General features: G+C 72.8%; 20 protein-coding genes. 7 read left to right on the top strand and 13 right to left on the bottom strand.

The genetic code is table 11. The features are described 5' to 3' along the window. Positions 1–50: 50 nt before the first annotated feature. A complete protein-coding gene (locus ACIHAD_RS30955) occupies positions 51–2201 on the top strand; it encodes a molybdopterin-dependent oxidoreductase (RefSeq protein WP_397358181.1) in 2151 nt (716 codons plus the stop codon). Here the strand turns inward: ACIHAD_RS30955 and ACIHAD_RS30950 are convergent. From ACIHAD_RS30950 to ACIHAD_RS30905, 10 genes are all read right to left on the bottom strand, one after another. Next, positions 2194–2676 carry a metallophosphoesterase family protein gene (locus ACIHAD_RS30950; protein ID WP_397358179.1) on the bottom strand — a complete coding sequence of 161 codons (483 nt, stop codon included), beginning with the start codon at positions 2674–2676 and terminating at the stop codon, positions 2194–2196. The genes ACIHAD_RS30955 and ACIHAD_RS30950 overlap by 8 nt on opposite strands. Before the next feature lie 7 nt (positions 2677–2683). Further along, entirely contained in the window at positions 2684–3418 is a 735-nt protein-coding gene (locus tag ACIHAD_RS30945; RefSeq protein ID WP_397358177.1) for an SRPBCC domain-containing protein, read from the bottom strand. A gap of 1 nt (position 3419) precedes the next feature. After that, complete coding sequence (locus ACIHAD_RS30940; RefSeq protein WP_397358176.1) at positions 3420–4007, bottom strand: ArsR/SmtB family transcription factor; 588 nt, start codon at positions 4005–4007, stop codon at positions 3420–3422. 31 nt (positions 4008–4038) lie between these two features. After that, the gene (locus ACIHAD_RS30935) at positions 4039–5265 is read right to left on the bottom strand and encodes an RNA polymerase sigma factor (protein WP_397358175.1); all 1227 of its coding nucleotides are present in this window, start codon (positions 5263–5265) and stop codon (positions 4039–4041) included. Further along, complete coding sequence (locus tag ACIHAD_RS30930) at positions 5262–5606, bottom strand: YciI family protein (protein ID WP_397358344.1); 345 nt, start codon at positions 5604–5606, stop codon at positions 5262–5264. Before ACIHAD_RS30930 ends, ACIHAD_RS30935 begins: the two co-directional genes overlap by 4 nt. A gap of 14 nt (positions 5607–5620) precedes the next feature. Then, positions 5621–6223: an ATP-binding protein gene (locus ACIHAD_RS30925; RefSeq protein ID WP_397358174.1), complete on the bottom strand. Its 603-nt coding sequence runs from the start codon at positions 6221–6223 to the stop codon at positions 5621–5623. Between the two features lie 130 nt (positions 6224–6353). Further along, entirely contained in the window at positions 6354–8699 is a 2346-nt protein-coding gene (locus ACIHAD_RS30920) for a SpoIIE family protein phosphatase (protein WP_397358173.1), read from the bottom strand. Positions 8700–8723: 24 nt separating this feature from the next. Next, entirely contained in the window at positions 8724–12977 is a 4254-nt protein-coding gene (locus ACIHAD_RS30915; RefSeq protein ID WP_397358343.1) for a HAMP domain-containing protein, read from the bottom strand. A 196-nt stretch (positions 12978–13173) separates the two neighbouring features. Then, complete coding sequence (locus tag ACIHAD_RS30910; RefSeq protein WP_397358172.1) at positions 13174–13548, bottom strand: STAS domain-containing protein; 375 nt, start codon at positions 13546–13548, stop codon at positions 13174–13176. A gap of 374 nt (positions 13549–13922) precedes the next feature. Beyond that, positions 13923–14885: a helix-turn-helix transcriptional regulator gene (locus ACIHAD_RS30905; RefSeq protein ID WP_397358171.1), complete on the bottom strand. Its 963-nt coding sequence runs from the start codon at positions 14883–14885 to the stop codon at positions 13923–13925. 141 nt (positions 14886–15026) lie between these two features. Here ACIHAD_RS30905 and ACIHAD_RS30900 point away from each other — a divergent pair, with 141 nt between their 5' ends. After that, positions 15027–16220 carry an amidohydrolase gene (locus ACIHAD_RS30900; protein ID WP_397358170.1) on the top strand — a complete coding sequence of 398 codons (1194 nt, stop codon included), beginning with the start codon at positions 15027–15029 and terminating at the stop codon, positions 16218–16220. A gap of 9 nt (positions 16221–16229) precedes the next feature. On the opposite strand, the gene ACIHAD_RS30895 is transcribed toward ACIHAD_RS30900, so the two are convergent. From ACIHAD_RS30895 to ACIHAD_RS30885, 3 genes are read right to left on the bottom strand one after another with little or no spacing between them, the layout of a single operon-like run. Then, positions 16230–16895 carry a GntR family transcriptional regulator gene (locus ACIHAD_RS30895; RefSeq protein ID WP_397358169.1) on the bottom strand — a complete coding sequence of 222 codons (666 nt, stop codon included), beginning with the start codon at positions 16893–16895 and terminating at the stop codon, positions 16230–16232. Between the two features lie 4 nt (positions 16896–16899). Further along, entirely contained in the window at positions 16900–17880 is a 981-nt protein-coding gene (locus ACIHAD_RS30890) for a LysR substrate-binding domain-containing protein (protein WP_397358168.1), read from the bottom strand. Between the two features lie 31 nt (positions 17881–17911). After that, the gene (locus tag ACIHAD_RS30885; RefSeq protein WP_397358167.1) at positions 17912–19222 is read right to left on the bottom strand and encodes an MFS transporter; all 1311 of its coding nucleotides are present in this window, start codon (positions 19220–19222) and stop codon (positions 17912–17914) included. A gap of 173 nt (positions 19223–19395) precedes the next feature. On the opposite strand from ACIHAD_RS30885, the gene ACIHAD_RS30880 reads away from it, so the two are divergent. The 5 genes from ACIHAD_RS30880 to ACIHAD_RS30860 are packed head-to-tail and all read left to right on the top strand — an operon-like array spanning position 19396 to position 23342. Further along, a complete protein-coding gene (locus ACIHAD_RS30880; RefSeq protein WP_397358166.1) occupies positions 19396–20829 on the top strand; it encodes a 2-hydroxymuconic semialdehyde dehydrogenase in 1434 nt (477 codons plus the stop codon). 8 nt (positions 20830–20837) lie between these two features. Beyond that, entirely contained in the window at positions 20838–21635 is a 798-nt protein-coding gene (locus ACIHAD_RS30875) for a 2-keto-4-pentenoate hydratase (RefSeq protein ID WP_397358165.1), read from the top strand. Beyond that, positions 21632–22378 carry a 2-keto-4-pentenoate hydratase gene (locus ACIHAD_RS30870; RefSeq protein ID WP_397358164.1) on the top strand — a complete coding sequence of 249 codons (747 nt, stop codon included), beginning with the start codon at positions 21632–21634 and terminating at the stop codon, positions 22376–22378. The genes ACIHAD_RS30875 and ACIHAD_RS30870 overlap by 4 nt, the downstream gene beginning before the upstream one ends. Beyond that, the gene (locus ACIHAD_RS30865) at positions 22375–22803 is read left to right on the top strand and encodes a RidA family protein (protein WP_397358163.1); all 429 of its coding nucleotides are present in this window, start codon (positions 22375–22377) and stop codon (positions 22801–22803) included. The genes ACIHAD_RS30870 and ACIHAD_RS30865 overlap by 4 nt, the downstream gene beginning before the upstream one ends. Continuing rightward, positions 22800–23342, top strand: coding sequence for a 3-hydroxyanthranilate 3,4-dioxygenase (locus ACIHAD_RS30860; RefSeq protein WP_397358162.1), 543 nt, complete (start codon positions 22800–22802; stop codon positions 23340–23342). The genes ACIHAD_RS30865 and ACIHAD_RS30860 overlap by 4 nt, the downstream gene beginning before the upstream one ends.

Below are 23342 nucleotides of genomic sequence, written 5' to 3'. Positions count from 1 at the left end.
CGTCGGGGTGGCGTCGCGGGGACGGGCGCGTTCGCTCATAGCCTGGTCGCATGGTGACCCGGCTCGCTACCTGCAACCTGTGCGAGGCCATGTGCGGCCTCCGCGTCGACCTGGACGGCGACCGGATCACCGGCATCCGCGGCGACGAGGACGACCCGCTGTCGGCAGGCCACCTGTGCCCCAAGGCGGTGGCCCTGCGGGACGTGCGCGAGGACCCCGACCGGCTGCGCCGTCCCGTGGTCCGCACCGCCGACGGCTGGCGCGAGATCCCCTGGCCGGACGCGTTCGACCTGGTCGCCGCCAGGCTGGCCGGGACCCGCCTGGTGCACGGCGCCGACGCCGTGGCCCTCTACCTGGGCAACCCGGTGGTCCACAGCCTGGGCGCGCTGACGCACGCGCCGCCGTTCGCCCGCCTGCTGGGCACCCGCAACCGCTACTCCGCCGCCTCCCTCGACCAGCTCCCGCACCAGTACGTCGCCCGCCACCTGTACGGCAGCCAGTGGCTGCTCCCCGTGCCCGACATCGACCGCACCGCCTACTTCCTGGCCTTCGGCGCCAACCCGGCCGTCTCCAACGGCAGCGTGATGAGCGCGCCCGGCGTCGTCCGGCGCATCCGCGACCTGCGCGCCCGCGGCGGCCGGATGGTGCTGTTCGACCCGCGCCGCACGGAGACCGCCCGCCTGGCCGACGAGCACCACTTCGTCCGCCCCGGCACCGACGCCGCGCTCATCCTGGCCATGGTCGGCCTGATCATCGCCGGGGGAGCCGCCCGTCCCGCGCCCTACGTGGACGGGCTCGACCGGCTGGCGCCGGCGCTGGCGGCGTTCACGCCGGAGCGGGCCGCGGCGGTCACCGGCGTACCGGCCGAGGTGATCACCCGGATCGCGGCCGAGTTCGCCGCCGCCCCCACCGCCGCCGCCTACGGCCGGATCGGCGTGTCCACCCAGCGGTTCGGCACCCTGTGCCAGTGGGGGATCCAGCTGCTGAACCTGGTCACCGGCAACCTCGACCGGCCCGGCGGCACGCTGATGAGCAGGCCGGCCGTCGATCCGGTGGGCAACCGCCTGATCGACCCCGGCCACGAGGGCAGGTGGCGCAGCCGGGTGCGGGGCCTGCCGGAGTTCGGCGGAGAGCTGCCCGCCGCGGCGCTCGCCGAGGAGATCCGCACGCCCGGCGAAGGGCAGGTGCGGACGCTGGTGACCATCGCCGGGAACCCGGTGCGCTCGGCCCCCGGCGGGCACGAGCTGTCGCGGGCGCTGGCCGGACTCGACTTCATGGTCAGCCTCGACTTCTACGTCAACGAGACCACCCGGCACGCCGACGTCATCCTCCCGCCCACCGACCTGCTCGAACGCGATCACTACGACCTGGTCTTCAACCTGGTCGCGGTCCGCGACCACGCCCGCTACACCCCGGCGGTGCTGCCCAGGACGCCCGGCGCCCGGCACGACTGGGAGATCCTGCGCGAGCTGGCCCGGCGCTACCGCCGCCTGGTCCGCGCCGGCTCACTGGGCGACCGGCTCGTGCTGCGGCTCTCGCCGGAGCGGATCGTGGACCTCGGGCTGCGGGCGGGGCCGTACCGGCTGAGCGTCGCGCGGTTGCGCCGCCACCCGCACGGGCTGGACCTGGGCCCGCTCAAGCCCAGCCTGCCGGGCCGGCTGCGCACCCCGGGCCGCCGCGTCGAGGCCGCGCCGCCCGTCCTGCTCGCCGGTCTGGCCCGCGCCCAAGCCGAGCTCCTGGCCCTCGGACAGGCCCGCGACGAGCTCCACGCGTCCGCGCCCGGCGGGCTCCCGGCCGGGCCGCGGGCGGACGGCCTGCTGCTGATCGGCCGCCGTCACCTGCGCGACGACAACTCCTGGCTGCACAACTCCGCCCGGCTGGCCAAGGGCCGCCCCCGCCACCACCTGCTCATGCACCCCGACGACCTGCGCGCCCGCGGCCTCACCGACGGCGCGCCGGTCCGGGTGCGCTCCCGCAGCGGCGAGGTGACGGTGGAGGTCAGCGCGAGCGAGGACGTCATGCCCGGCGTGGTCAGCCTGCCCCACGGCTACGGCCATGACCGGCCGGGCGTGCTGCTGTCGGTCGCGGTCACCCTCGGCGGCGCCAGCGCCAACGACCTCACCGACCCCCACCTCCTGGACGAGCTCACCGGCACGGCCGCGCTCAACGGCGTGCCCGTCACCGTCGAGCCGGTCAGGTGACGGGCACGATCTCGGCGCGGGTCAGGACGCCGTCCTCGACGGTCAGCAGCCCGAGGGTGCCATGCGGCTGGCGGCGGCGGTCGGTGGGGGAGCCGGGGTTGAAGATGCGCAGCCCGTCGCCCGACTCGTCGAGCGGGATGTGCGAATGGCCGAAGACCACCAGGGCGGCCCCGGGGAAGCGGCGGCGCATGCGGGCCAGGCGGCCCTTGGCGGGCCCGCTGTCGTGGATCATCCCGATCCGCAACCCCTCCAGGGTCAGCTCCAGCGTCTCCGGCGCCACCACGTCGGGGCCGTCGTTGTTGCCCTTCACCACGTGCACCGGGGCGTAGGCGGCCAACTCGTCGAGCACCGCGCGCACGCACACGTCGCCCGCGTGCAGGATGACGTCGGCCGTGCGCAGGTGCTCGGCCACCCGGGGCGGGCAGGAGCGCCACCGGCCGGGCGCGTGGGTGTCGGACAGCGCCACCACGTTCATCCGGGTGTCATGCCCGATCCGCGGGCAGATCCTCCAGCCAGGACCGCCAGGCCGGGGCCTGGCCCGCGGGGTCGCCGAACAGCAGATGCATGGCGAGCATGCTGCCGCCGATGCCCTGGACGAACCGGTAGAGGGCGTCGGGCGTGCGGACGCCGACGGACTGGGCGTTGCGGAAGTAGACCACGCCCTGGACCGGCGGCAGGCCGGGCGGCGTGAGCCGGACGGCGTCGCCGGGCTCAAGGGGGCCGCCGAGGGCGGCGTACAGGGACTGCCAGGCGCGCGGCCAGTCGCTCACCGGCGGGCCGGACTCGGTGAGCGGGGTCGCGGCGCGGCCGGCGAAGTGGCCGAGGTACTCCGTCAGCGTCGCGAAGAACAGGGCCAGGCCCGTGGACATCGCCTCGTACTCGTGCTCCCAGTCGTCGCCGGGCAGGAAGCCGCTGGTGACCATGCGGACCATGGTGCTGCCCCGGCCGCGGCCCTCCAGCAGGAACTCGTAGGCCACGAACCGGCCGTCGGAGCCGGGGACGCCGGAATGGGCGAAGCGCTTGAGCGGCTCCTCGGCGGTCACCCTGGACTCGGGCAGCTCGACCCCGGCGAACGCGGTGTGGATCGCGCCGCCCTCGACCTCGTTGCGGCCCATGAACCACGAGTCGATGCCCGGCCCGGTGGTGATGGCCTCCCACACCTGCTCGGGCGTCGCCTCGACCAGGGCATCGAGGGGGATCTCGAACTCGTGCCCCACCTCAGGACGCCTTCTTCACGGACGGGTGCACGGCGACGATCAGCCGATGATCCCGCCCGCCTTCCGCGGATTCGTCATGATATTTGCTGACCAGCGATGTCACGCACTGCGCCAGCTCCTCGGCGAACGCGGCCCGGTCGGCGGCCGAGGCGAAGCGCACCTCGCCGTCGATGGCGAACGTGGCCACCTTCTTCTGCGCCTTGGCCGCGCCGGTGATCAGCGTGCCCACGTCGCGGACGAGCTGCGCCGCCAGGGCCAGCAGCCAGCGCGCCGACAGCCGGTCGGGCGACCTGGCGGGATCGGGCTGCACGGCGGCCAGGGCGGTGGGGGAGATCACGAAGGAGGCGGCCGTGGCCTGCATCACGCGCTCGGTGACGTTGCCCTTCCTGCGCTCCTCGACCAGCTCGACCAGCCCGTGGCGTTCGAGCGTGCGCAGGTGGTAGTTGACCTTCTGCCGGGCCAGGCCCACCTTGGCGGCCAGGGACGTGGCAGAGCCCGGCTCGACCAGCTCGGCCAGCAACTTCGACCGCATCGGGTCGAGCGACGCCTCGGCGGCCGCCGCGTCTTCGATCGCTGCCACTTCGTACATGCCTGAACGATCGCACCGAAAAAAATCGTTGTCAAGCCAGCCCGGCGGCCTTGCCCTCCAGATAGCGCTGCTCAGGCAGACTGAGCGTACGCCGGGCCGCCTCGCGGAAGGCCAGCGCCGCCCCCTCGGCGTCACCCTCCATCTCCAGCAGATGGGCGCGTACCGCGGCCAGCCGGTGGTGCCCCGCGAGCCGGTCGTCGGCGGCCAGCCCGTCGAGCAGGTCGAGCCCGGCACGCGGGCCGTGCACCATGGCGGCGGCCACGGCCTGGTTGAGCCGGACCACCGGGTTGTCCTCCAGTCCCGCCAGCACGCCGTAGAGTGCCAGGATCTGCGGCCAGTCGGTCTCGGCGGACGTGGGCGCCTCGTCGTGCACGGCCGCGATCGCCGCCTGCAACTGGTACGGGCCCAGCGCGCTGGTGGCCAGCGCCTTGCTGACCAGCTCGACGCCCTCCTCGACCAGCCGCCGGTCCCACAACGAGCGGTCCTGCTCGGCGAGCGGGACCAGCGACCCGCCCGGCCCGGTGCGCGCCGTCCGCCGCGCCTCGGTCAGCAGCATGAGCGCCAGCAGCCCGGCGACCTCGCCGTCGTCGGGCAGCAGCCGGCGTACGAGCCGGGTCAGCCTGATCGCCTCGGCGGTCAGCTCGGGCCGCTGCAACTCGGGCCCGGAGGTGGCGGTGTAACCCTCGTTGAAGATCAGGTAGAGCACGTGCAGCACCACGCGCAGCCGTTCGGCCCGCTCCGGCTCCGGCGGCGGCCCGAACGGCACCCCCGTGGACCTGATGCGCTGCTTGGCCCGGCTGATGCGCTGGGCCATCGTCGCCTCCGGCACCAGGAACGCCGCCGCGATCTGCGCCGTGGTCAGGCCGCCCACGGCCCGCAGCGTGAGCGCGAGCTGCGAGGGCTCCGACAGCGACGGATGGCAGCACAGGAACAGCAGCGTCAGCGTGTCGTCGCCGGCCGGCGTGCGCTCCTCGCCCGGCGCAGGCTCGACGAACTCGTCGGCCGGGACGGCGACCGCCGCGCTCTCCTCCCGCCGCCGGCGCGCGCTCTCGCTGCGGAAGTGGTCGATGACCCGCCGGGAGGCGACCGTGATCAGCCACGCCCGCGGGTTGTCCGGCACGCCCTGGTCGGGCCACTGCACGGCGGCGTCGAGCAGGGCCTCCTGGACGGCGTCCTCACAGGCGTCGAACTGCTCGTAACGGCGGACGAGCACGCCGAGCACCTGCGGCGCCAGCTCACGCAGCAGCCCTTCGATCACTCCGCCACCTCGTCGATGACCGGCCGCACCTCCATGGCGCACAGTCGCGCGTCCGGCCAGCGCGCGGCGATCTCGGTGGCCCGCTCGACGCTCGCGCAGTCGACGATCAGATAGCCCGCCAGGTACTCCTTGGCCTCCAGGAAGGGCCCGTCGGTGACGGTGGGCACGCCGTTGCGCACCACCACCGTCTTGGAGGAGGCGGGGTCGCCCAGCGCCTGGCCCCCGGCCAGCTCGCCGTTGGCCTCCAGCTCCGCCATGAGCGCGTCGACCTCGGCCATGACCTGGTCGAAGCCGTCGGCGACGGCCTGCTGGGCGGCCGGGTTGCTGTAGATGAGCAGCATGTATTTCACCTGCCTCATCCTAGGGTTCCGGGAAATCCGGCCGGGTCAGGGCCGGGCAGGTTCGGCGGTGGCAGGGCGGCTTCCGCCGGGTCGGAGGCGTGCGAGACGAGCGGGCCGGGTTGCGGGCCGTCCGGGACGAGGGTGCCGGATGGCTGGTCGTCCGCGACGAGGAGAGCGGGTTGCGGGTCGTCCGGGACGAGGAGGGCCGGTTGCGGGTCGGGCGTGGTCCGCACGCTCATCTGCAGGCGTAACCGGCTGCCCTGCGGGCTCTGGTCGAGTTCGACGTGGTCGCACAGGTGCTGGATCAGCCACAGGCCGAAGCCGAACCCCGCCGAGTGCGCGCGGCCGTGTTCGGCGGCGGCCAGGTGGGCGGCGCTGAGCCAGCCGGCGTCGTCGGCGATCTCCACGGTGACGCCGCCCGCGTCGTTGCGGGCGACCACGGTGCCGGTGCCGCCGCCGTGGTCGAGGACGTTGGTGACCGCCTCGTTGACCGCCAGCACGAAGTTGTCCAGGCGCTCACCGGACAGCCCGCCGCGGCCGGCGTGCTCGCGTACGAGGCGGCGGATGGCGTCGAGGTCGGTGCTGATGGGACGGCGTAGCTCCGGTTCCATGGCCATGGTCTGATCAGTCCTGCCTGGGTGTGGCGTGGCGGGTCACCCGGCTTTCGATGCTTACCGGGCGGGAGCCCGGCAAACCCGCGAAACCGCCCGGGACCGGCGTCCCGGGGCCCGGCCTCGACGAGGGCGGTCACTGGAGGCGGGCGCCGATGACGCACGTGTCGTCGTCGGTGTCGGAGTTGCTGTGCGTGAGGAGGTGGTCGAGGCGCTGTTCCAGGGTGGCCGCGGGCTGCCGGGCGAGGTCCAGGAGCCGCTGCTGGGACTCGTGCAGGTTGACGTCCCGGCGTTCGATCAGGCCGTCGGTGTACATGAGCAGGATGTCGTCGGAGGCGAGCTGGACGTGCGTCTCCTCGTACTCGGCCTCGGCGACCGCCCCGAGCAGCAGGCCCTTGGTCAGGTCGAGCTCCCTGGCCTGACCGTCGCGGACCAGGATGGGCGGCAGATGCCCGGCCCTGGCGTAGCGCAGCACGCGGGTGCGGGGGTCGAACAGCCCGCAGATCGCGGTGGCGGTGACGTTCGCGGTCAGGTGGTGGGCTACCAGGTTGAGCCAGGTCAGGAGCTGGCCCGGCCCGGCGCCGGTGGCGGCCAGGCCGCGCAGCGCGTTGCGCAGCACGACCATGCCGGTGGCCGCCTCGATGCCGTGCCCGGCCACGTCGCCGACCGACAGCAGGATCTGCTTGGTGGGCAGCACGACCGCGTCGTACCAGTCGCCGCCGACCAGGTGCTCCTTCTCGGCCGGACGGTAACGTACGGCGATCTGCAGGTCGAACGCCTCCAGCGGCTCCCGGCTCGGCGGCATGATCGCCTGCTGGAGCTGCAGGGCCAGCCGGTTGCGCTCGGCGGCCTGCTGCTCGGTGTGGGCGAGCTGGTCGCGGGTGGCGGCCAGGGCGACCTCTGTCCAGTGCTGAGAGGAGATGTCCTGGTAGGCGCCGCGGATGGACAGCAGCAGGCCGCTGTCGTCGAAGACGGGCTCGGCGACGACCCTGATGTGCCGTACGGTGCCGTCGGACCGCTGGAGCCGGTAGGCGGTGGAGGCCGGGCGGCGGTGGTGCAGGACGGCGCGGACGAACCGGCCGATGGCCACGGCGTCATCCGGATGGGCGTGCGTGGCCAGGTGTTCGAGCGGGATGGGCGGCTCGTCGGCGGCCATGCCGTACAGGTCGTGGAGCTGGGCGCTCCAGACGATCTCGCCGGTGAGCAGGTTCTCCTCGAAGCCGCCGATGCGCCCGAGGCGCTGGGCGTGCTGGAGCAGGTTGGCGAGCTGGGCGTCCTGGTCCTGGAGCCGCCAGATGAGCAGCACCCCGTCGCCGAGCCGGATGATCGCGATGCCGGCGACGGTGTGCAGCGGGATCTGGTCCACCAGGGCCGTGATCGTCATCTTCTCGGCCCTGAAGGTCTCGCCCGTGGCGTGCACGTGCTCGATCCTGGCCAGCAGCGCCCCCTCCTCGGCGGCCAGCGGGTACGCCTCCAGGAACAGGCTCCCCACGACCTCGCCCCGCGGCCGACCTGCCGGGTCGAGGAAGCGGGGGTTGGCGTGCACGATGCGGAAGTCGGTCAGCCGGCCCTCGGTGCCCAGTTGCGGGCGCAGCACCAGGGCCGCGTCCGGCAGCGCGTCGGCCAGGTCGATCAGCTCGGGCAGCACCTGCGGCTCGTGGACGGCCTGGTCGGTGGTCTCGAAGGTGTGGGCGCACAGGTCGGCCAGCACCTCGATCTGCTTGATGACCCGCGGGTCGGGCCGCGGCATGGCGTGCGGCCAGCCGATCTCCAGCACGCCCAGGATCCGGCCGCCCGTCCCGGCCGGCGCGGTCGCCCGCGCGCCGGAGGTCTGGCGCTGCCCGATCGAGGGCAGGCCGACGGCGGCCAGGTCGTCCAGCCACACCGTGCCGCGGGCCAGCAGCGCGCGGCGGGCCGGCGTGGCCACGCCCGGCGGCACGTAACGCCAGCGCCTGGCCTCCTCGTCGGCCAGCCCCGCGTAGCCGGCCAGGGTGAGCGACGCGTCCGGCCCGGCCTCCCAGATGGCGACGGTCGTGGCGCCCAGCGCGGACAGGGCGTGCTCCAGCAGCGACTGCGCCACGGCCTGCGCGTCGGTGGCGGTCAGCGCCCCGTTCTCGGCGGTACGCAGCCGCACCGCCACCTCCGCCGACTCCTCGGCGCGGGCCGAGCTCAGGAAGTCGCGCGCGGCCTCGCTGATGCGGTCGTGGGCGGCCTGGTTGATGATGTCGGCGGCCAGTTCGAGCTGCGTCACCCCCGCCTGGTCGGCCAGGGTGGCGAGCTGCCTGGCGGCGGCGGCCAGACTGCACTGCAGGCGCTCGACCAGCACGCCCTTGGCCACCTCGACCAGGGCGCGGCCCTCGGCGGCCCGCTGGGCCTCCAGGATCTGGTTGTGCAGGCGGTCGACCGTCGCGGCCAGGCGGCCGAGATTGGGCGGCTCGGGACGCTCCGGCGGCACGGCCGCCGGATCCTGCGGGTGGTGCACTGCGTTGCTCCTTGGGGGGACGGGTCAGGCGCCGAGCCAGTGACGGATGCGTTCGACCAGATGGTCGGCCTCGACCGGCTTGGTCACGTAGTCGCTCGCGCCGGCGGCCAGCGCCTTCTCCTGGTCTCCCGGCATCGCCTTGGCCGTGACCGCGATGATGGGCAGGTCGGCGTACTGTGGCATCGCGCGGATGCGGGCGGTGGCGGTGTAGCCGTCCATCTCCGGCATCATCACGTCCATCAGCACCAGGTCGATCCGCGGGTGGGCGACGAGCGTGTCGATGCCCTTGCGGCCGTCCTCGGCGTGCAGCACGTCGATGCCGTGCACCTCCAGCATGCTGGTCAGCGCGAACAGGTTGCGCGCGTCGTCGTCGACGATCAGCACGGTCCGGCCCGTCAGCGAGGTGTCGATCTCGGCGCCGGTGAGCTGGTTGACGTTCCCGGCCCTGATCAGCGGCAGCACGTCGCCGGGCTGGTCGGCGGTCAGGTGCAGGGCGATGCGCTCGCGCAGCTCGTCGAGGCTGGACAGCAGCTCCAGCGGCTGTCCGCCCTCGCGCGCCTGCAACGGCACCGCCTGCTGGGAGCTGGCCCGCCAGTTGTTGTAGGCCAGCACCGGCACCGAGTTCAGGGCCTGGTCGCCGTCCATGGCCTCCAGCAGGCGGTAGGCGGTCTGGTCGGGCAGGTCGAGGTCGAGCACGATGCAGTGGCAGGGGTCGGCGGCGAGGGTGGCCGCTGCCTCCTGCGCTCCGGCGGCCGTGACGATCTCGATGATCTCGTCCTTGCTCGGCGCCAGCTCCGTCACCACGCTCTCGGCCACGTGTGACAGCAGGCCCTGCGGGCGCTCCTCGATGACGAGCAGGCGGCGGGGCTGCGGCTGGTGGGACCTGGCCGGGGCGGGCGCGTCCTGTCCGGGCGTCGTGGCGCGGGTGGCCCCGACCATGACCGAGGGGTCGGCGATGGCCTTCTTCGGGGAGAGCCCGATGAAGTCCGGCCGGGCGATCGGCAGGTAGAGGGTGAAGACGCTGCCCTGGCCCGGCGTGCTCTGCGCCCCGATCGCGCCGCCGAGCAGGTGGGCGATCTCGCGGCTGATGGACAGGCCCAGGCCGGTGCCGCCGTACTTGCGGCTGGTGGTGCCGTCGGCCTGCTGGAACGCGCCGAAGATGGCTTCGAGCTGCTGGGCGGCGATGCCGATGCCGGTGTCCATGACGCGCAGCGCGATGGCCGCGCCGTGCTGGCGGACCGAGGCGGGCAGCTCGTCCTGGGCGGCCGGTTCGATGCGCAGCTCGACGCTGCCGGTCTCGGTGAACTTGACCGCGTTCGACAGCAGGTTGCGCAGCACCTGGCGCAGGCGCGAGTCGTCGGTCACGACCTCGACGGGGATGCCGGGGGCGTTCGTGATCGTGAAGTCGAGACTCTTCTGCGAGGTCATCGGCCGGAACGTGGCCTCGACGTAGTCGAGGAGCTGGCGCAGCGGCACGCGTTCGGGGTTGATGTCCATCTTGCCCGCCTCGACCTTCGACAGGTCGAGGATGTCGTTGATCAGCTGGAGCAGGTCGGAGCCGGCCGAGTGGATGATCTCGGCGTACTCGACCTGCTTGGCCGTGAGGTTGCGCGTGTGGTTCTGGGCCAGCAGCTGGGCCAGGATGAGCAGCGAGTTGAGCGGGGTGCGCAGCTCGTGGCTCATGTTGGCCAGGAACTCGCTCTTGTACGTCGAGGCCAGCGTGAGCTGGTGGGCGCGGTCCTCCAGCTCCTGCCTGGCCTGCTCGATCTCCAGGTTCTTGGTCTCGATGTCCTGGTTCTGGCGGGCCAGCAGCGTGGCCTTCTCCTCCAGCTCGGCGTTGGAACGCTGGAGCTCCTCCTGCTGCTGCTGCAACTCCTCCGACCGGGCCTGCAACTCGGTCGCGAGCCGCTGCGACTCGGCCAGCAGCTCGTCGGTGCGGGCGTTGGCCACGATCGTGTTGAGGTTGACCCCGATCGTCTCCATGAGCTGGTCGAGGAAGGCCCGGTGGACCGGCGTGAACGCCTGCACCGAGGCCAGCTCGATCACGCCGAGCACCTGCTCCTCGACCACTATCGGCAGCACGACCACCGAGGCGGTCTCGATCGTGCCGAGACCGGTCGAGATCCGGACGGACCCGGAGGAGACGTCCTCGACGGCGATGACCCTGCGGCTGCGGGCGGCCTGGCCGACCAGGGCCTCGCCGAGCCGGAACCTCGTGGGCCTGCCGGGGTCGGCCGGGTAGCCGTAGGCGCTGATGAGCTGGAGCTCGTTCTCCTCGGCCAGGAAGAACGCGCCGTACTGGGCGCTGACCAGGGGGGCCAGCTCGTTCATCACCAGCTCGGCCACGGCCGCCAGGTCGCGGTGGCCCTGCATGAGGCCGGACATGCGGGCGAGGTTGGACTTGAGCCAGTCCTGCTGCTCGTTGGCCGTCGTGGTCTCGCGCAGCGACTTGACCATCGAGTTGATGTTGTCCTTCAGGTCGGCCAGCTCGCCCTCGGCGTCGACCGTGATCGACCGGGTCAGGTCGCCGGAGGTGACCGCGCTGGTGACCTCGGCGATGGCGCGGACCTGGCGGGTCAGGTTGGCGGCCAGCTCGTTGACGTTCTCCGTCAGCCGCTTCCAGGTGCCGGACACGCCCTCGACCTCGGCCTGGCCGCCGAGCCGTCCTTCGCTGCCGACCTCGCGGGCGACGCGGGTGACCTCGGCGGCGAACGAGGAGAGCTGGTCGACCATCGTGTTGATGGTGGTCTTCAGCTCCAGGATCTCGCCGCGGGCGTCGACGTCGATCTTCCTGGTCAGGTCGCCCCTGGCCACGGCGGTGGTGACCTGGGCGATGCTGCGCACCTGGTTGGTCAGGTTGTCGGCCATCGAGTTGACGTTGTCGGTGAGGTCCTTCCAGGTGCCGGCCACGTTCGGGACGCGGGCCTGGCCGCCGAGCTGGCCCTCGGTGCCGACCTCGCGGGCCACGCGGGTGACCTCGTCGGCGAACGCGCTCAGCGTGTCGACCATGGTGTTGATCGTCTGGGCGAGCGCCGCCACCTCGCCCTTGGCCTCGACGGTGATCTTCTGCGACAGGTCGCCGCGGGCGACGGCGGTGGCCACCTGGGCGATGCTGCGCACCTGGCTCGTCAGGTTCGACGCCATGACGTTGACGTTGTCGGTGAGGTCCTTCCAGGTGCCCGACACACCCCGGACGGTGGCCTGGCCGCCCAGGTTGCCCTCGGTGCCCACCTCGCGGGCCACCCGGGTGACCTCGTCGGCGAAGGCCGACAACTGGTCGACCATCGTGTTGATGGTCTCCTTCAGCTCCAGGATCTCCCCACGGGCATCGACCCGGATCTTCTGCGTCAGGTCGCCCTTGGCCACCGCCGTGGTCACCTCGGCGATGCTGCGCACCTGCGCCGTCAGGTTGTCGGCCATCACGTTGACCGACTCCGTCAACGCCTTCCACGTGCCCGACACGCCCTTGACGTCGGCCTGGCCGCCCAGCCGCCCGTCCGTGCCCACCTCGCGGGCGACGCGGGTGACCTCGTCGGCGAAGGAGGACAACTGGTCGACCATCGTGTTGAGGGTGTTCTTCAGTTCCAGGATCTCACCCCGCGCCGAGACCGTGATGCGCTGCGACAGGTCACCCCGCGCCACCGCCGTGGCCACCTGGGAGATGTTGCGCACCTGGTCGGTCAGGTTGCCGGCCATGAAGTTCACCGAGTCGGTCAGGTCACGCCAGGTGCCGGCCACACCCTCCACCTCGGCCTGGCCGCCCAGCTGCCCCTCGGTGCCCACCTCGCGGGCGACGCGGGTGACCTCGTCGGCGAAGGACGACAACTGGTCGACCATCGTGTTGACGGTGTTCTTCAGCTCCAGGATCTCCCCGCGCGCGTGCACGGTGATCTTCTGCGACAGATCGCCCCGCGCCACCGCCGTGGTCACCTGCGCGATGCTGCGCACCTGATCGGTCAGGTTGCCGGCCATCGCGTTGACCGACTCGGTCAGGTCCTTCCAGGTGCCCGACACCGACGGCACGTCGGCCTGACCGCCCAGCCGCCCGTCGGTGCCCACCTCACGGGCCACCCGGGTCACCTCGGAGGTGAACAACGACAGCTGGTCGACCATGCCGTTGAACACCGAGGCGATCTCACCGAGCAGCCCGTCGGCGTCCTCGGGCAGGCGGGTGCGGAAGTCGCCGTCCCTGACCGCCGTCAGCCCGCCGAGCAGCTGACGCAGCCGAAGCTCGCCGACCTCGGCGCCCCCGGACGCGGAACGGGAGCCGCCGGTCATCGCTTCGCTCATGTCACCCTCGTGTCCTACGACGTTGTAAGGACTGTCCCGCGGCGACCTCGCGAACGGCTCCCATCAGGAGACCATGAGCAAGGTCATTGACGGGACAATCGTGGTTGTTGTCCATCCGGATTCTAGAGCCGGTGCCCGTGATCCTCAGCCCGGTGCGCCGGCGTGCGGCGGAGACGCGGACAGGTCACGACGACTCGCGGAGGCTGTCGGGGCGCTGCGTGCCCATCGCGGCCACGGCGTCGCCCACGTCCTCGTGCACGGTCAGCGAGGACCACACGCCGGTGACCTGCAACACGCGCGCGGGCAGCTCCTGCACGGCGGCCAGGCGAAGGACGCCGCCCTGTTCGAGCACGGCGGCGTCGAGGCGTAACAGCACGTGCAGGCCGCGGCTGTCCATGAAGGTCAGGCCGCCCAGGTCGAGCACCATTCCCTCCCCCGGCCGCCGGTGCCGGTCGGTGAAGGACTCCAGCCGCGGTGAGCTGGAGGAGTCGAGCTCGCCCGTCACGGTCACCAGCACGCCACCCGGCAGGTCGCGGCAGGTCAGGGTCAACGGGGTCACGGTGCCTCCGCGAGCCGGGCAGCACGAAGGCCCGTCCGGCCGGAAGGGCAGGCCGACGGGTGCGGGAGCGGACGGAGGAGGTCAGGCATCACGGGCCGGCGGTGGGATCGGCTCAGTCACGTGACCTGCGCGGTCGCCCGCGGGGGCCGGCCACCAGGACTGTGCCGGCTCTCGATCGCCTGGCCTGCGGCCATGGCCTCGCCGCCGTCGCATGGTGGTGCCGCTACGGCCGGAACTCAATCGCGATCATCTCCTCCCGGGCCGCGGCGATCCGTGCTCGCTCCAACCCTTGGCCCTTCGGGGGTCGCGGGTCAGCACGCGCAGCGAAGAATTCGGCTCACTCCCATCCATGGAACGAAACACACACAAGGCGGTCAGTCGCGGCGTGGCCCGGCCGAGGCGTGCAGGGTGTCGCCGGGGGCGCAGCCGAAGGCGGCCCTGTAGAGCTGGGCGAACCGCCCCGGATGGAAGAAGCCCCAGCGGGCGGCGACGGCGGTCACCGTGGTGGTGGCGGGATCGCCGGTCTTCAGCTCGGCGTGCGCGCGGGCCAGCCGGGCCTGGCGCAGGTAGCCCAGGGGGGTGGTGCCGAGGTGCCGGCGGAAGGCGTACTGGAGGGCGCGGGGGGTGACCCGGGCGGCGGTGGCGATCTCGTCGAGGCCGATGGACAGGTCGGCGTGGTCGTCGATGAAGGCCGTGGCGCGGCGCAGCGCCTCGGGCCCGGCGCCGCCGGGGATCGCGGCGGCGCCGGCGTTGGTGGGCAGGGTGGTGAGCACGGTGGCGGCCAGGAGCTGACCGGCGGTGGAGACGACGAGCGGTTCGGCGGCCAGCTCGGGGTCGGCCATGACGCCGTCGCGCAGGTAGGCGAGCGTGCGGCGCAGATGGCGGCCGGCGGCGTGGGAGACCGGACGGTGCCCCACCAGCCGCACCGGCTCGGCCCTGCGGCCGGGCAGCGTGCCGGCCACCTGCTGCAGCAGCGCGGGGTCGAACATGATGATGTCGTAGCGCGAGCGGCGGATCTCGCCGGCGTAGGGCAGGTCGTGCGGGGCGAACAGCACCGTGTCGCCCGGGCCGAAGACGTCGTCCGGCTGACCGGCGACCTGCTGGGCGATGGTCCCGGTCTCGACCGAGCACAGGCACACCTTGCCGAGCGGGTTGACGTCGTAGCTCATCGCGTATTGGAGGTGGAGCCGGTCGATGCTGACCGGGCCCATGACCTGGCGCGAGATCCGGGTGCGGGGGTTCTTCACGTCGGAGCCGATGCGCATCTTGGCGTATGCCTTGCTGAGGAACTCCTCCGTCTGGCCGATGTCACGGCTGTCGAAGACCTCTGGGCCCATCGGACCACCTCTTTCCGGTCGGGGGAGACCGCGTCCGCCGCGGCCCGTGCCGATTCTCCCAGGCGGCTACGACAACGGCCCGGACGGCGGCGACAAGACCCTCTGCCTGGGGCGATCCGCGTTTGGTATACCATTTTCCAGGTGACTTCCTGGACAATCGCCAACGTGCGCCCCTGGGGCGGCGCGCCCGTGGACCTGACCATCGACGGTACCCGGATCACCGGCGTGCTCCCGGCAGGGACGGCCCCGCCCACCGGCGATCCGATCGACGGCCGCGGCCTGCTCGCCCTGCCCGGATTCGTCAACGCCCACGCCCATGTCGACAAGAGCTGGTGGGGGCGGCCCTGGGTGTCGTACGGCGGAGTGGCGACCACGCAGGGCCGGATCGAGCACGAGCGCGCGGAACGCGACCGGTACGGCATCCCGGGCGTCGAAGGGACCGTGGCGGTACTGCGGGAGTTCCTGCGGCACGGCACCACGGCCACCCGCACCCACGTGGACGTCGACCTCGGGGTCGGGCTGCGCGGCATCGAGGCCGTCCGCGAGGCCGCGCAGCGCCTCGGCGGGGCGATCGACGTCGAGATCGTGGCCTTCCCGCAGGACGGCGTCGTCCGCCGGCCGGGCGTGCTCGACCTGCTCGACCAGGCCGCGCGGGCGGGCGCCACCAGCATCGGCGGCATCGACCCGGCGAGCATCGACCGCGACCCGGTCGCCCAGCTCGACGGCCTCTTCGAGATCGCCGAGCGCCGCGGCGTCGGCCTGGACATCCACCTGCACGACGGCGGAGAGCTCGGCGCGTTCCAGTACGAGCTGATCATCGACCGCACGCTCAGGACGGGCCTGCAGGGCAAGGTCACCGTCTCCCACGGCTTCGCGCTCGGCGAGCTGGCCCCCGGACGGCAGCGCGGCCTGCTCGACGACCTCGCCTCGGCGGGCATCTCCTGGACGACGGTCGCGCCGGTGCGCACCGCGCCCCTCCCGTGGCGGGGCATGGCCGAGCGCGGCATCGGCCTCGGCCTCGGCACCGACGGGATCAGGGACCTGTGGTCGCCGTTCGGCGACGGCGACCTGCTGCGCATCGCCCTCGGGTTCGCCCGGCTGCACGGGCTGCGCTCCGACGACGAGCTCACCGCCGCCGTGGAGCTGGCCACGACCAAGGCGGCGCCGTTCGTGCACCGGGACCGGCACGACCTCGTCCCGGGGGCGCGGGCCGACGTCGTGCTCATCGACGCCGAGAACGTGCCGGACGCGCTCGTGCGGGTGCCGCCGCGGGCGCTCGTGGTCGCCGGCGGCCGGGTGGTCGCCCGCGACGGCGAGCCGCTCCTGGAGGCCTGACGATCCCCGTCAGGGGCGGGCGCGGTCGTGTTCCTGCCGGTCCGCGTGCTCCCTGGTGAGGCGGCCGCCGGTCTCCTCGTGCCGGGCGACCAGCTCGCCGACGCGGGCCACGTCGCGGTCGGCGACCGCCTCGTAGAGCTCACGGTGCTCGTCGGCGACGAGCTGGAGGTCGTCGTGCCGGCCGAGCAGCCAGCGCATCCGGCTGCGCAGCACCTGCCCGAGCTCGACCAGCAGGTCGTTGCCCGCGATGGCGGTGGCCGTCTCGTGGAAGTCGGCGGCGGCGCGCCGGGCGCGGATCGCGTCGCCTGCGGAGGCCGCCCGCAGCTCCGCGTCGAGGTCGGCGCGCAGCCGCCGCAGGCCCTCGGCGTCGTGCCGCCGGGCGGCGAGCCGGAAGGTGACGGCCTCGAACGCCGAGCGCACCTCCAGCAGGTCGGCGATGTCGCGGGCGGTGAACTCGCGCACCACGGCCCACGTGCGGGGGCGCAACGTCACCAGGCCCTCGGCGGCCAGGGTGGCCAGGGCGTCGCGCACCGGCACCCGGCTCACGCCGAGCTCGGTGGCCAGATCGCGTTCGACGAGCCTGCTGCCCGGCGGGCGCACGCCGTCGAGGATGTCGTCGCGCAGCCGCCGGATGACGCGTACGGACTCGGGCTCGAACCCGGCTCCTGCCATCATGCCCTCAGTCTCCCATCGGCGCCGCGCCGGACGGGCCGTCCGCCTCCCCGGCGTCCTGCCTGGTGTCGAGGTGTCGCGCCTGCTGCTGGAGGTGGGCGAGCATGACCTTGCCCGCGGGCGTCAGGGCGCGCGCGCCGGGCAGGGTGGCGCCGACCGAGCGGCGTACGGACGGCAGCGGCACCTGGAGTTCCAGGAGCTGGGGGTCGGTCCTGACGAAGAGCGCGGGCAGCGCGGCGATCATGTCCGTGCCGAGCAGCAGGGAGCGGATCGTCAGGATCGAGGTGCATTCGGTGCGGTCGGGCGGCAGCGGCAGCCCGTTGCGGTGGAACACCTGCTCCAGCTCCCGCCGCAACGACGTCTGCTCCAGCGGCAGGATCCAGGGGTAGGCCAGCAGGTCGGTCAGGGCGCGGGCCTGCGCGGCCGGGTGCCCGGCGCGGGCGACCAGCAGCACGGGCTCGTTGTAGAGCGGGATCTGCCGCAGGTCGGGACGGTCCTCGATCGGGTTGAGCCGGCCGAGGATCAGGTCGAGGTCGCCGCCGGTGAGCTGGGGGACCAGCGAGTCGAACGTGCCCTCCTTGACGATCACGGTGATGCCCGGCCGCTCGGCCTTGAGGGCGGCGATCGAGCGGGGGAGCAGCACGTTCGTGGCCGCCAGCAGGGTGCCGACGGTGACCGTGCCGGCCGTGCCGTCGGCCAGGCCCGCGATGCGCTCGCTCGCGCGGCGCAGCTCGGCCTGCACGGCGCGGGCGTGGTCGATGAAGGCCTCGCCGAAGAGGGTGGGCGTGACGCCGCGCGACCCGCGGGTGAACAGCTCCACCCCGAGGATCTGCTCCACCTCCCGCAGCCCCCGGGTCACGGCGGGCTGGGCCAGGTGGAGGTGCTCGGCGGCGCGCAGGACACCGCCCTGCTCGGCGATGGTGGTCACGAGCACGAGGTGCCTCAGCTTGAGCCGGCCGCTCAGCAGGTCCAGCGGACGAGATATCACGAAATCATCATATGACCAGGGCGAACATGCCCTATTTCGCTATGTCGGCGGGAACCGGCTGGTCGCCCAGGCGTTCGGCGTCGTTGCGGGGGATCAGCAGTGCGGCGACCAGGCTGATGACCGTCACCACGGCCAGGTAGGCGGTGATCGACAGAGAGCTCCCGGTGGAGGCGAACAGCGAGGCCGCCACCAGCGGCGTGATCCCGCCGCCCAGCAGCGAGGCGAGCTGGTAGGCCACCGACGTGCCCGAGTACCGGATCGCGACCGGGAAGAAGCTCGCGGTCAGCGTGCCCTGCGGCGCGTGCGTCATGGCCAGCACCGCGCCCATCACCAGCATGAACAGCGCGATGAGCGTCCTGTTGCCGGTGTTGACGACCGGCAGGATCGCCAGGGCGCCGGCCAGCAGCACCACCGAGCCCCAGGCGAAGACCGAACGCAGCCCGTGCCGGTCGCCGAGGTGCGCCCACAGCGGGGCGGTGACCAGCCACACGGCGGCGCCGCCGATGACGCAGCTCAGCAGGAACGTCCGCGACAGGCCGGCCGCGGCCTCGCCGTAGCCGAGGATGTAGACCATGAAGATGTAGGCCAGCGCGCTGTTGCCGATGATCACGCCGATGGTGTGCACCACCTCGCGCCAGTGGTCGCGCAGCACCACCGCGATCGGCAGCTTGACCGGCTTGCGCCGCTCGACCAGGTCGGCGTAGTCGGGGCTCTCCTCGATGCGCAGCCGCAGGTACAGGCCGACCGCCACCAGCACGATGCTGAGCAGGAACGGCACCCGCCAGCCCCAGGCCATGAAGCTCTCCTCGCCCAGCAGCGAGGACGTGCCGAGGAAGACGGCGTTGGCGCAGAGCATGCCCGCCGGGGTGCCCATCATCGGGAACGCCCCGAACAGGCCGCGCCGGCCCTTGGGGGCGTGCTCCATCGTGAGCACCACCGCGCCGCCGAGCTCGCCGCCCAGGCCGATGCCCTGGGCGACGCGCATCACCACGAGCAGCACCGCCGCCCACACGCCCATGCTGTCGTACGTCGGCAGCACGCCGATCAGCGTCGTGCCGATCCCCATGATGAGCAGCGAGACGACGAGCGTGTTGCGCCGCCCGATCCGGTCGCCGAAGTGGCCGAAGACGATGCCGCCGAGCGGGCGGGCGAGGAATCCCACGGTCATGGTGCCGAAGGAGGCGATGGAGCCGGCGACCGGGTCCATCGCGGGGAAGAACTGCTTGTTGAAGACGAGGGCCGCGGCGGTGCCGTAGAGGAAGAAGTCGTACCACTCGATGGCGGTGCCGATGAAGGCGGCCCGCGAGACGCGGCGGGCGGCCAGACGGCGATCTGTGTCCATCACTCTGTGCCTTCCAAATGAGGGTACGGAAGAGGATGCACGCTGGGGGTATGCCAGAACGAATACCTGTTCGGTCGGCAGGCATAGCAGAACCGATATATAACGAAATAAGGATGGTCGGGCGATATTTCGGTATTGGACTGTTATGGCGGGCGATCAGCAGAATGTCGGCCATGAAGCCCGCGCACTACGTCAACGGCGTCTTCACGACGGCGGGGACGGACTTCCCCCTCATCTCGCCCGTCGACGGACGCACCGTCGGGGCCGTCCCCGAGGCGTCCCGCGAGACCGTGGACGAGGCGGTCAGGGCCGCCCGCGCCGCGCTCGACGGCCCCTGGGGAGCCGCCTCCACCGAGGAGCGGTGCGCGTACCTGCGCCGGATCGCCGACGGGATCGAGGCCAGGTTCGAGGAGTTCGTCGAGGCCGAGGCCGCCGACACCGGCAAGCCGCGCGAACTGGCCGCGACGGTCGACATCCCGCGCGCCGCCGGCAACTTCCGCGCCTACGCCGACCTCGCCTACGGCCGTCCCGAGCGGGCGTACTCCACCAGCGTCCCGGCCTGGAGCGGCAGCGGGGAGGCGCTCAACTACACCGTGCGCCGCCCGCTCGGCGTGGTCGCCGTCATCTCGCCGTGGAACCTGCCGCTGCTGCTGCTCACCTGGAAGGTCGCGCCCGCGCTGGCCGCCGGGAACGCCGTCGTGGCCAAGCCGTCGGAGGAGACCCCCTCGACCGCCACGCTGCTGGCCGAGGTGATCGACGCGGCGGGCCTGCCGGCCGGCGCGTTCAACCTGGTCCACGGCCACGGCGCGGGGGCGGCCGGCGAGCACCTGACCGCGCACCCCGGCGTGGACGCCATCGCCTTCACCGGAGCCTCGGCCACCGGCAGCGCCATCATGCGCAACGCCGCCGCGCACGTCACCCCGGTCTCCTTCGAGCTGGGCGGCAAGAACCCGGCCCTGGTCTTCGCCGACGCCGACCTGGAGGAGGCCGTCGAGGGCACGATCCGCTCCAGTTTCACCCACTCCGGCCAGATCTGCCTGTGCACCGAGCGCGTCTACGTCCAGCGCCCGATCTTCGAGGCGTTCACGCGGGCGCTGGCCGAGCGGGCGAGGGGGCTGAGCGGCTACGGGCCGATGATCTCGGCGCAGCACCGCGACAAGGTGCTGTCCTACTACCGGCTCGCCGTCGAGGAGGGCGCGACGGTGCTGGCCGGGGGAGGGGTGCCGGAGTTCGGCGACGTCCGCGACGGCGGCTTCCACGTCGAGCCGACCGTGCTCACCGGCCTGCCGCCGCACGCCAGGACCGTCCGGGAGGAGGTCTTCGGCCCGATCTGCCACGTGGCGCCGTTCGACGACGAGGACGAGGCCGTCCGGCTGGCCAACGACAGCCCGTACGGACTGGCCGCCACCGTGTGGACCACGGACCTGTCGCGCGCCCACCGCGTGGCGCCCCGGATCCAGGCCGGCATCGTCTGGGTCAACTGCTGGAACCTGCGCGACCTGCGCACCCCGTTCGGCGGGGTGAAGGCGTCCGGCATCGGGCGCGAGGGCGGCGAGTACTCGCTCGACTTCTTCTCCGAGCCCGTCAACGTGTGCGTCAAGATATGAGGACAGAAGTGACAGACAACCATCGCGCCGCCGCCGCGCGGCTGCTGGAGGCGTACGCGTCCGGCCGCCCGTGCGAGCCGGTCCGCGACCTGGTCGACGGCCTGGAGGCGGCCTACGCGGTGCAGAGCCTGCTCACCGAGCGCTGGGTCGGCGAGGGCAGGCGGATCACCGGCCGCAAGATCGGCCTGACCAGCAAGGCCGTGCAGCGGCAGCTCGGCGTCGGCTCGCCCGACTTCGGCGTGCTGTTCGCCGACATGGCGGTGCCCGACGGCGAGGAGATCCCCGCAGGGGCGGTGCTCCAGCCGCGCGCCGAGGCCGAGGTCGCGCTCGTACTCGACCGCGACCTGCCGCACGAGCGCCACACGGTCGCCGACGTGATCGCCGCGACGGCGTTCGCGCTGCCCGCGATCGAGGTCGTCGGCAGCCGCATCCGCGACTGGGACATCACCCTGGCCGACACCGTCGCCGACAACGCCTCGGCCGGCCTGTACGTGCTCGGCACCCGCCCGGTCCCGCTGCGCGACGTGGACCTGCGGCTGGCCGGGATGGTCATCGAGCGGCGCGGCGAGCAGGTCTCGACCGGCGTCGGCGCGGCCTGCCTGGGCCACCCGCTGCACGCCGCGGTCTGGCTGGCCGACACGCTGGCCGCGCTCGGCCGTCCGCTCCGGGCGGGCGACACCGTGCTGACCGGGGCGCTCGGCCCCGTCGTCCCGGTGCGGCCGGGCGACGTGCTGGAGGCCCGCATCGACGGGCTCGGCGACGTCCGCGCCGCCTTCGCCGCCGACGACGAGAAGGAGAACCGGTGAACGCGCTCGCGCAACGCCTGGACGAGGCCACCCTGTCCGGCCGCGCCATCCCCCGCCTGACCGACGAGGCCGACCTCGACGTGCCCGCCGCGTACGAGGTGCAGCGCGCCCTGATCGAGCGGCGGCTGGCCCGCGGCGAGCGGATCATCGGCGTCAAGATGGGCTTCACCAGCCGCGCCAAGATGGTCCAGATGGGTGTGGACGACGTCATCTGGGGCTTGCTCACCGACGCCATGCTCGTCGAGTCCCGCCTCGACACCGCCGGCCTGATCCACCCGCGGATCGAGCCGGAGATCGCGTTCCTGCTGGACCGCCCGGTGCGCACCCCCGCCGACGTGGCCTCGGCCGTCGGCGGCGTCGCGGTCGGGTACGAGGTGCTCGACTCCCGCTACGAGGGCTTCAGCTTCACCCTGCCCGACGTCATCGCCGACAACGCCTCGGCCAGCGGCTTCGGCGTCGGCCCCTGGCGCCGCCCGCAGGACGCCGGCGACCTCGGCAACGTCGGCCTGGTCATGGAGATCGACGGCCGCCAGGTCGCCGGCGGCTCGTCGGCGGCCATCCTCGGCCACCCGCTGCGCGCGCTGACCGCCGCCGCCCGGCTGACCAGGGCCGCCGGGATCGAGATGGAGGCCGGCTGGATCGTCCTGGCCGGGGCGGCCACGGCGGCCGTGCCGCTGCCCGCCGGGGCGCACGTACGCGTCGGCGCCGCCGCCCTCGGACACGTGGAGGTGACCACCCGATGAGCGACGACGCGCTGCTGGTCGAGGGCAAGGCCCGGCCCCGCGGCAGGTTCCCGCACGTCAAGCGGGCCGGCGACTTCGTCTTCGTGTCCGGCACCAGCTCACGCCGCCCCGACGGCTCCTTCGCCGGGGCGAGCGCGGACGAGCTGGGCACCACCAGCCTCGACATCCGCGAGCAGACCAGGGCGGTGATCGAGAACATCGCAGACCTGCTGGCCGCCGCCGGAGGCGGCCTGGACGACGTGGTGAACGTGACCGCGTACCTGGTCAGCATGAACGACTTCGGCGGCTACAACGAGGTCTACGGCGAGTACTTCGACGAGAGCGGCCCCGCCCGCACCACGGTCGCCGTCCACCAGCTCCCGCACCCGCACCTGCTGATCGAGATCTCCTGCATCGCCCTCATCCCGCAAAGGAGCCCGGCATGATCCCCCCCTTCAACCTGAACAAGTGGATCGACGAGCACCAGGACCTGCTCAGGCCGCCGGTCGGCAACGCGCAGATCTGGCAGGACGCCGACCTCATGGTGACGATCGTGGGCGGGCCCAACCAGCGCACCGACTTCCACGACGACCCGATCGAGGAGTTCTTCTACCAGCTCAGGGGCGGCATGGTGCTGCGGGTCATGGAGGAGGAGGGCAAGCCGCCGGTGGACGTGCAGATCGGGGAGGGCGACGTCTTCCTGCTGCCGCCGCACGTACGGCACTCGCCGCAGCGGCCGGTGCCCGGCTCGATCGGCCTGGTCGTCGAGTTCGCCCGCCCGCAGGGCGCGCTGGACGCCTTCGAGTGGTACTGCGTCAACTGCCACCGCCTGGTCCACCGCGCCGAGGTGCAGCTCCAGTCGATCGTCGACGACCTGCCGCCGGTGTTCCGCGCCTTCCACGAGGGCGACCGCACCTGCCCCCACTGCGGCGCCGAGCACCCCGGCAAGGACTGGCCCGAGCATCTGCGGCCGGTGGTCCGGTGA

This window comes from Nonomuraea sp. NPDC052265, from assembly GCF_044547985.1.
GTDB lineage: Bacteria > Actinomycetota > Actinomycetes > Streptosporangiales > Streptosporangiaceae > Nonomuraea.
The sequence above is the reverse complement of the archived record's forward strand: the minus strand, read 5'-3'. Positions and strand labels throughout refer to the sequence as shown.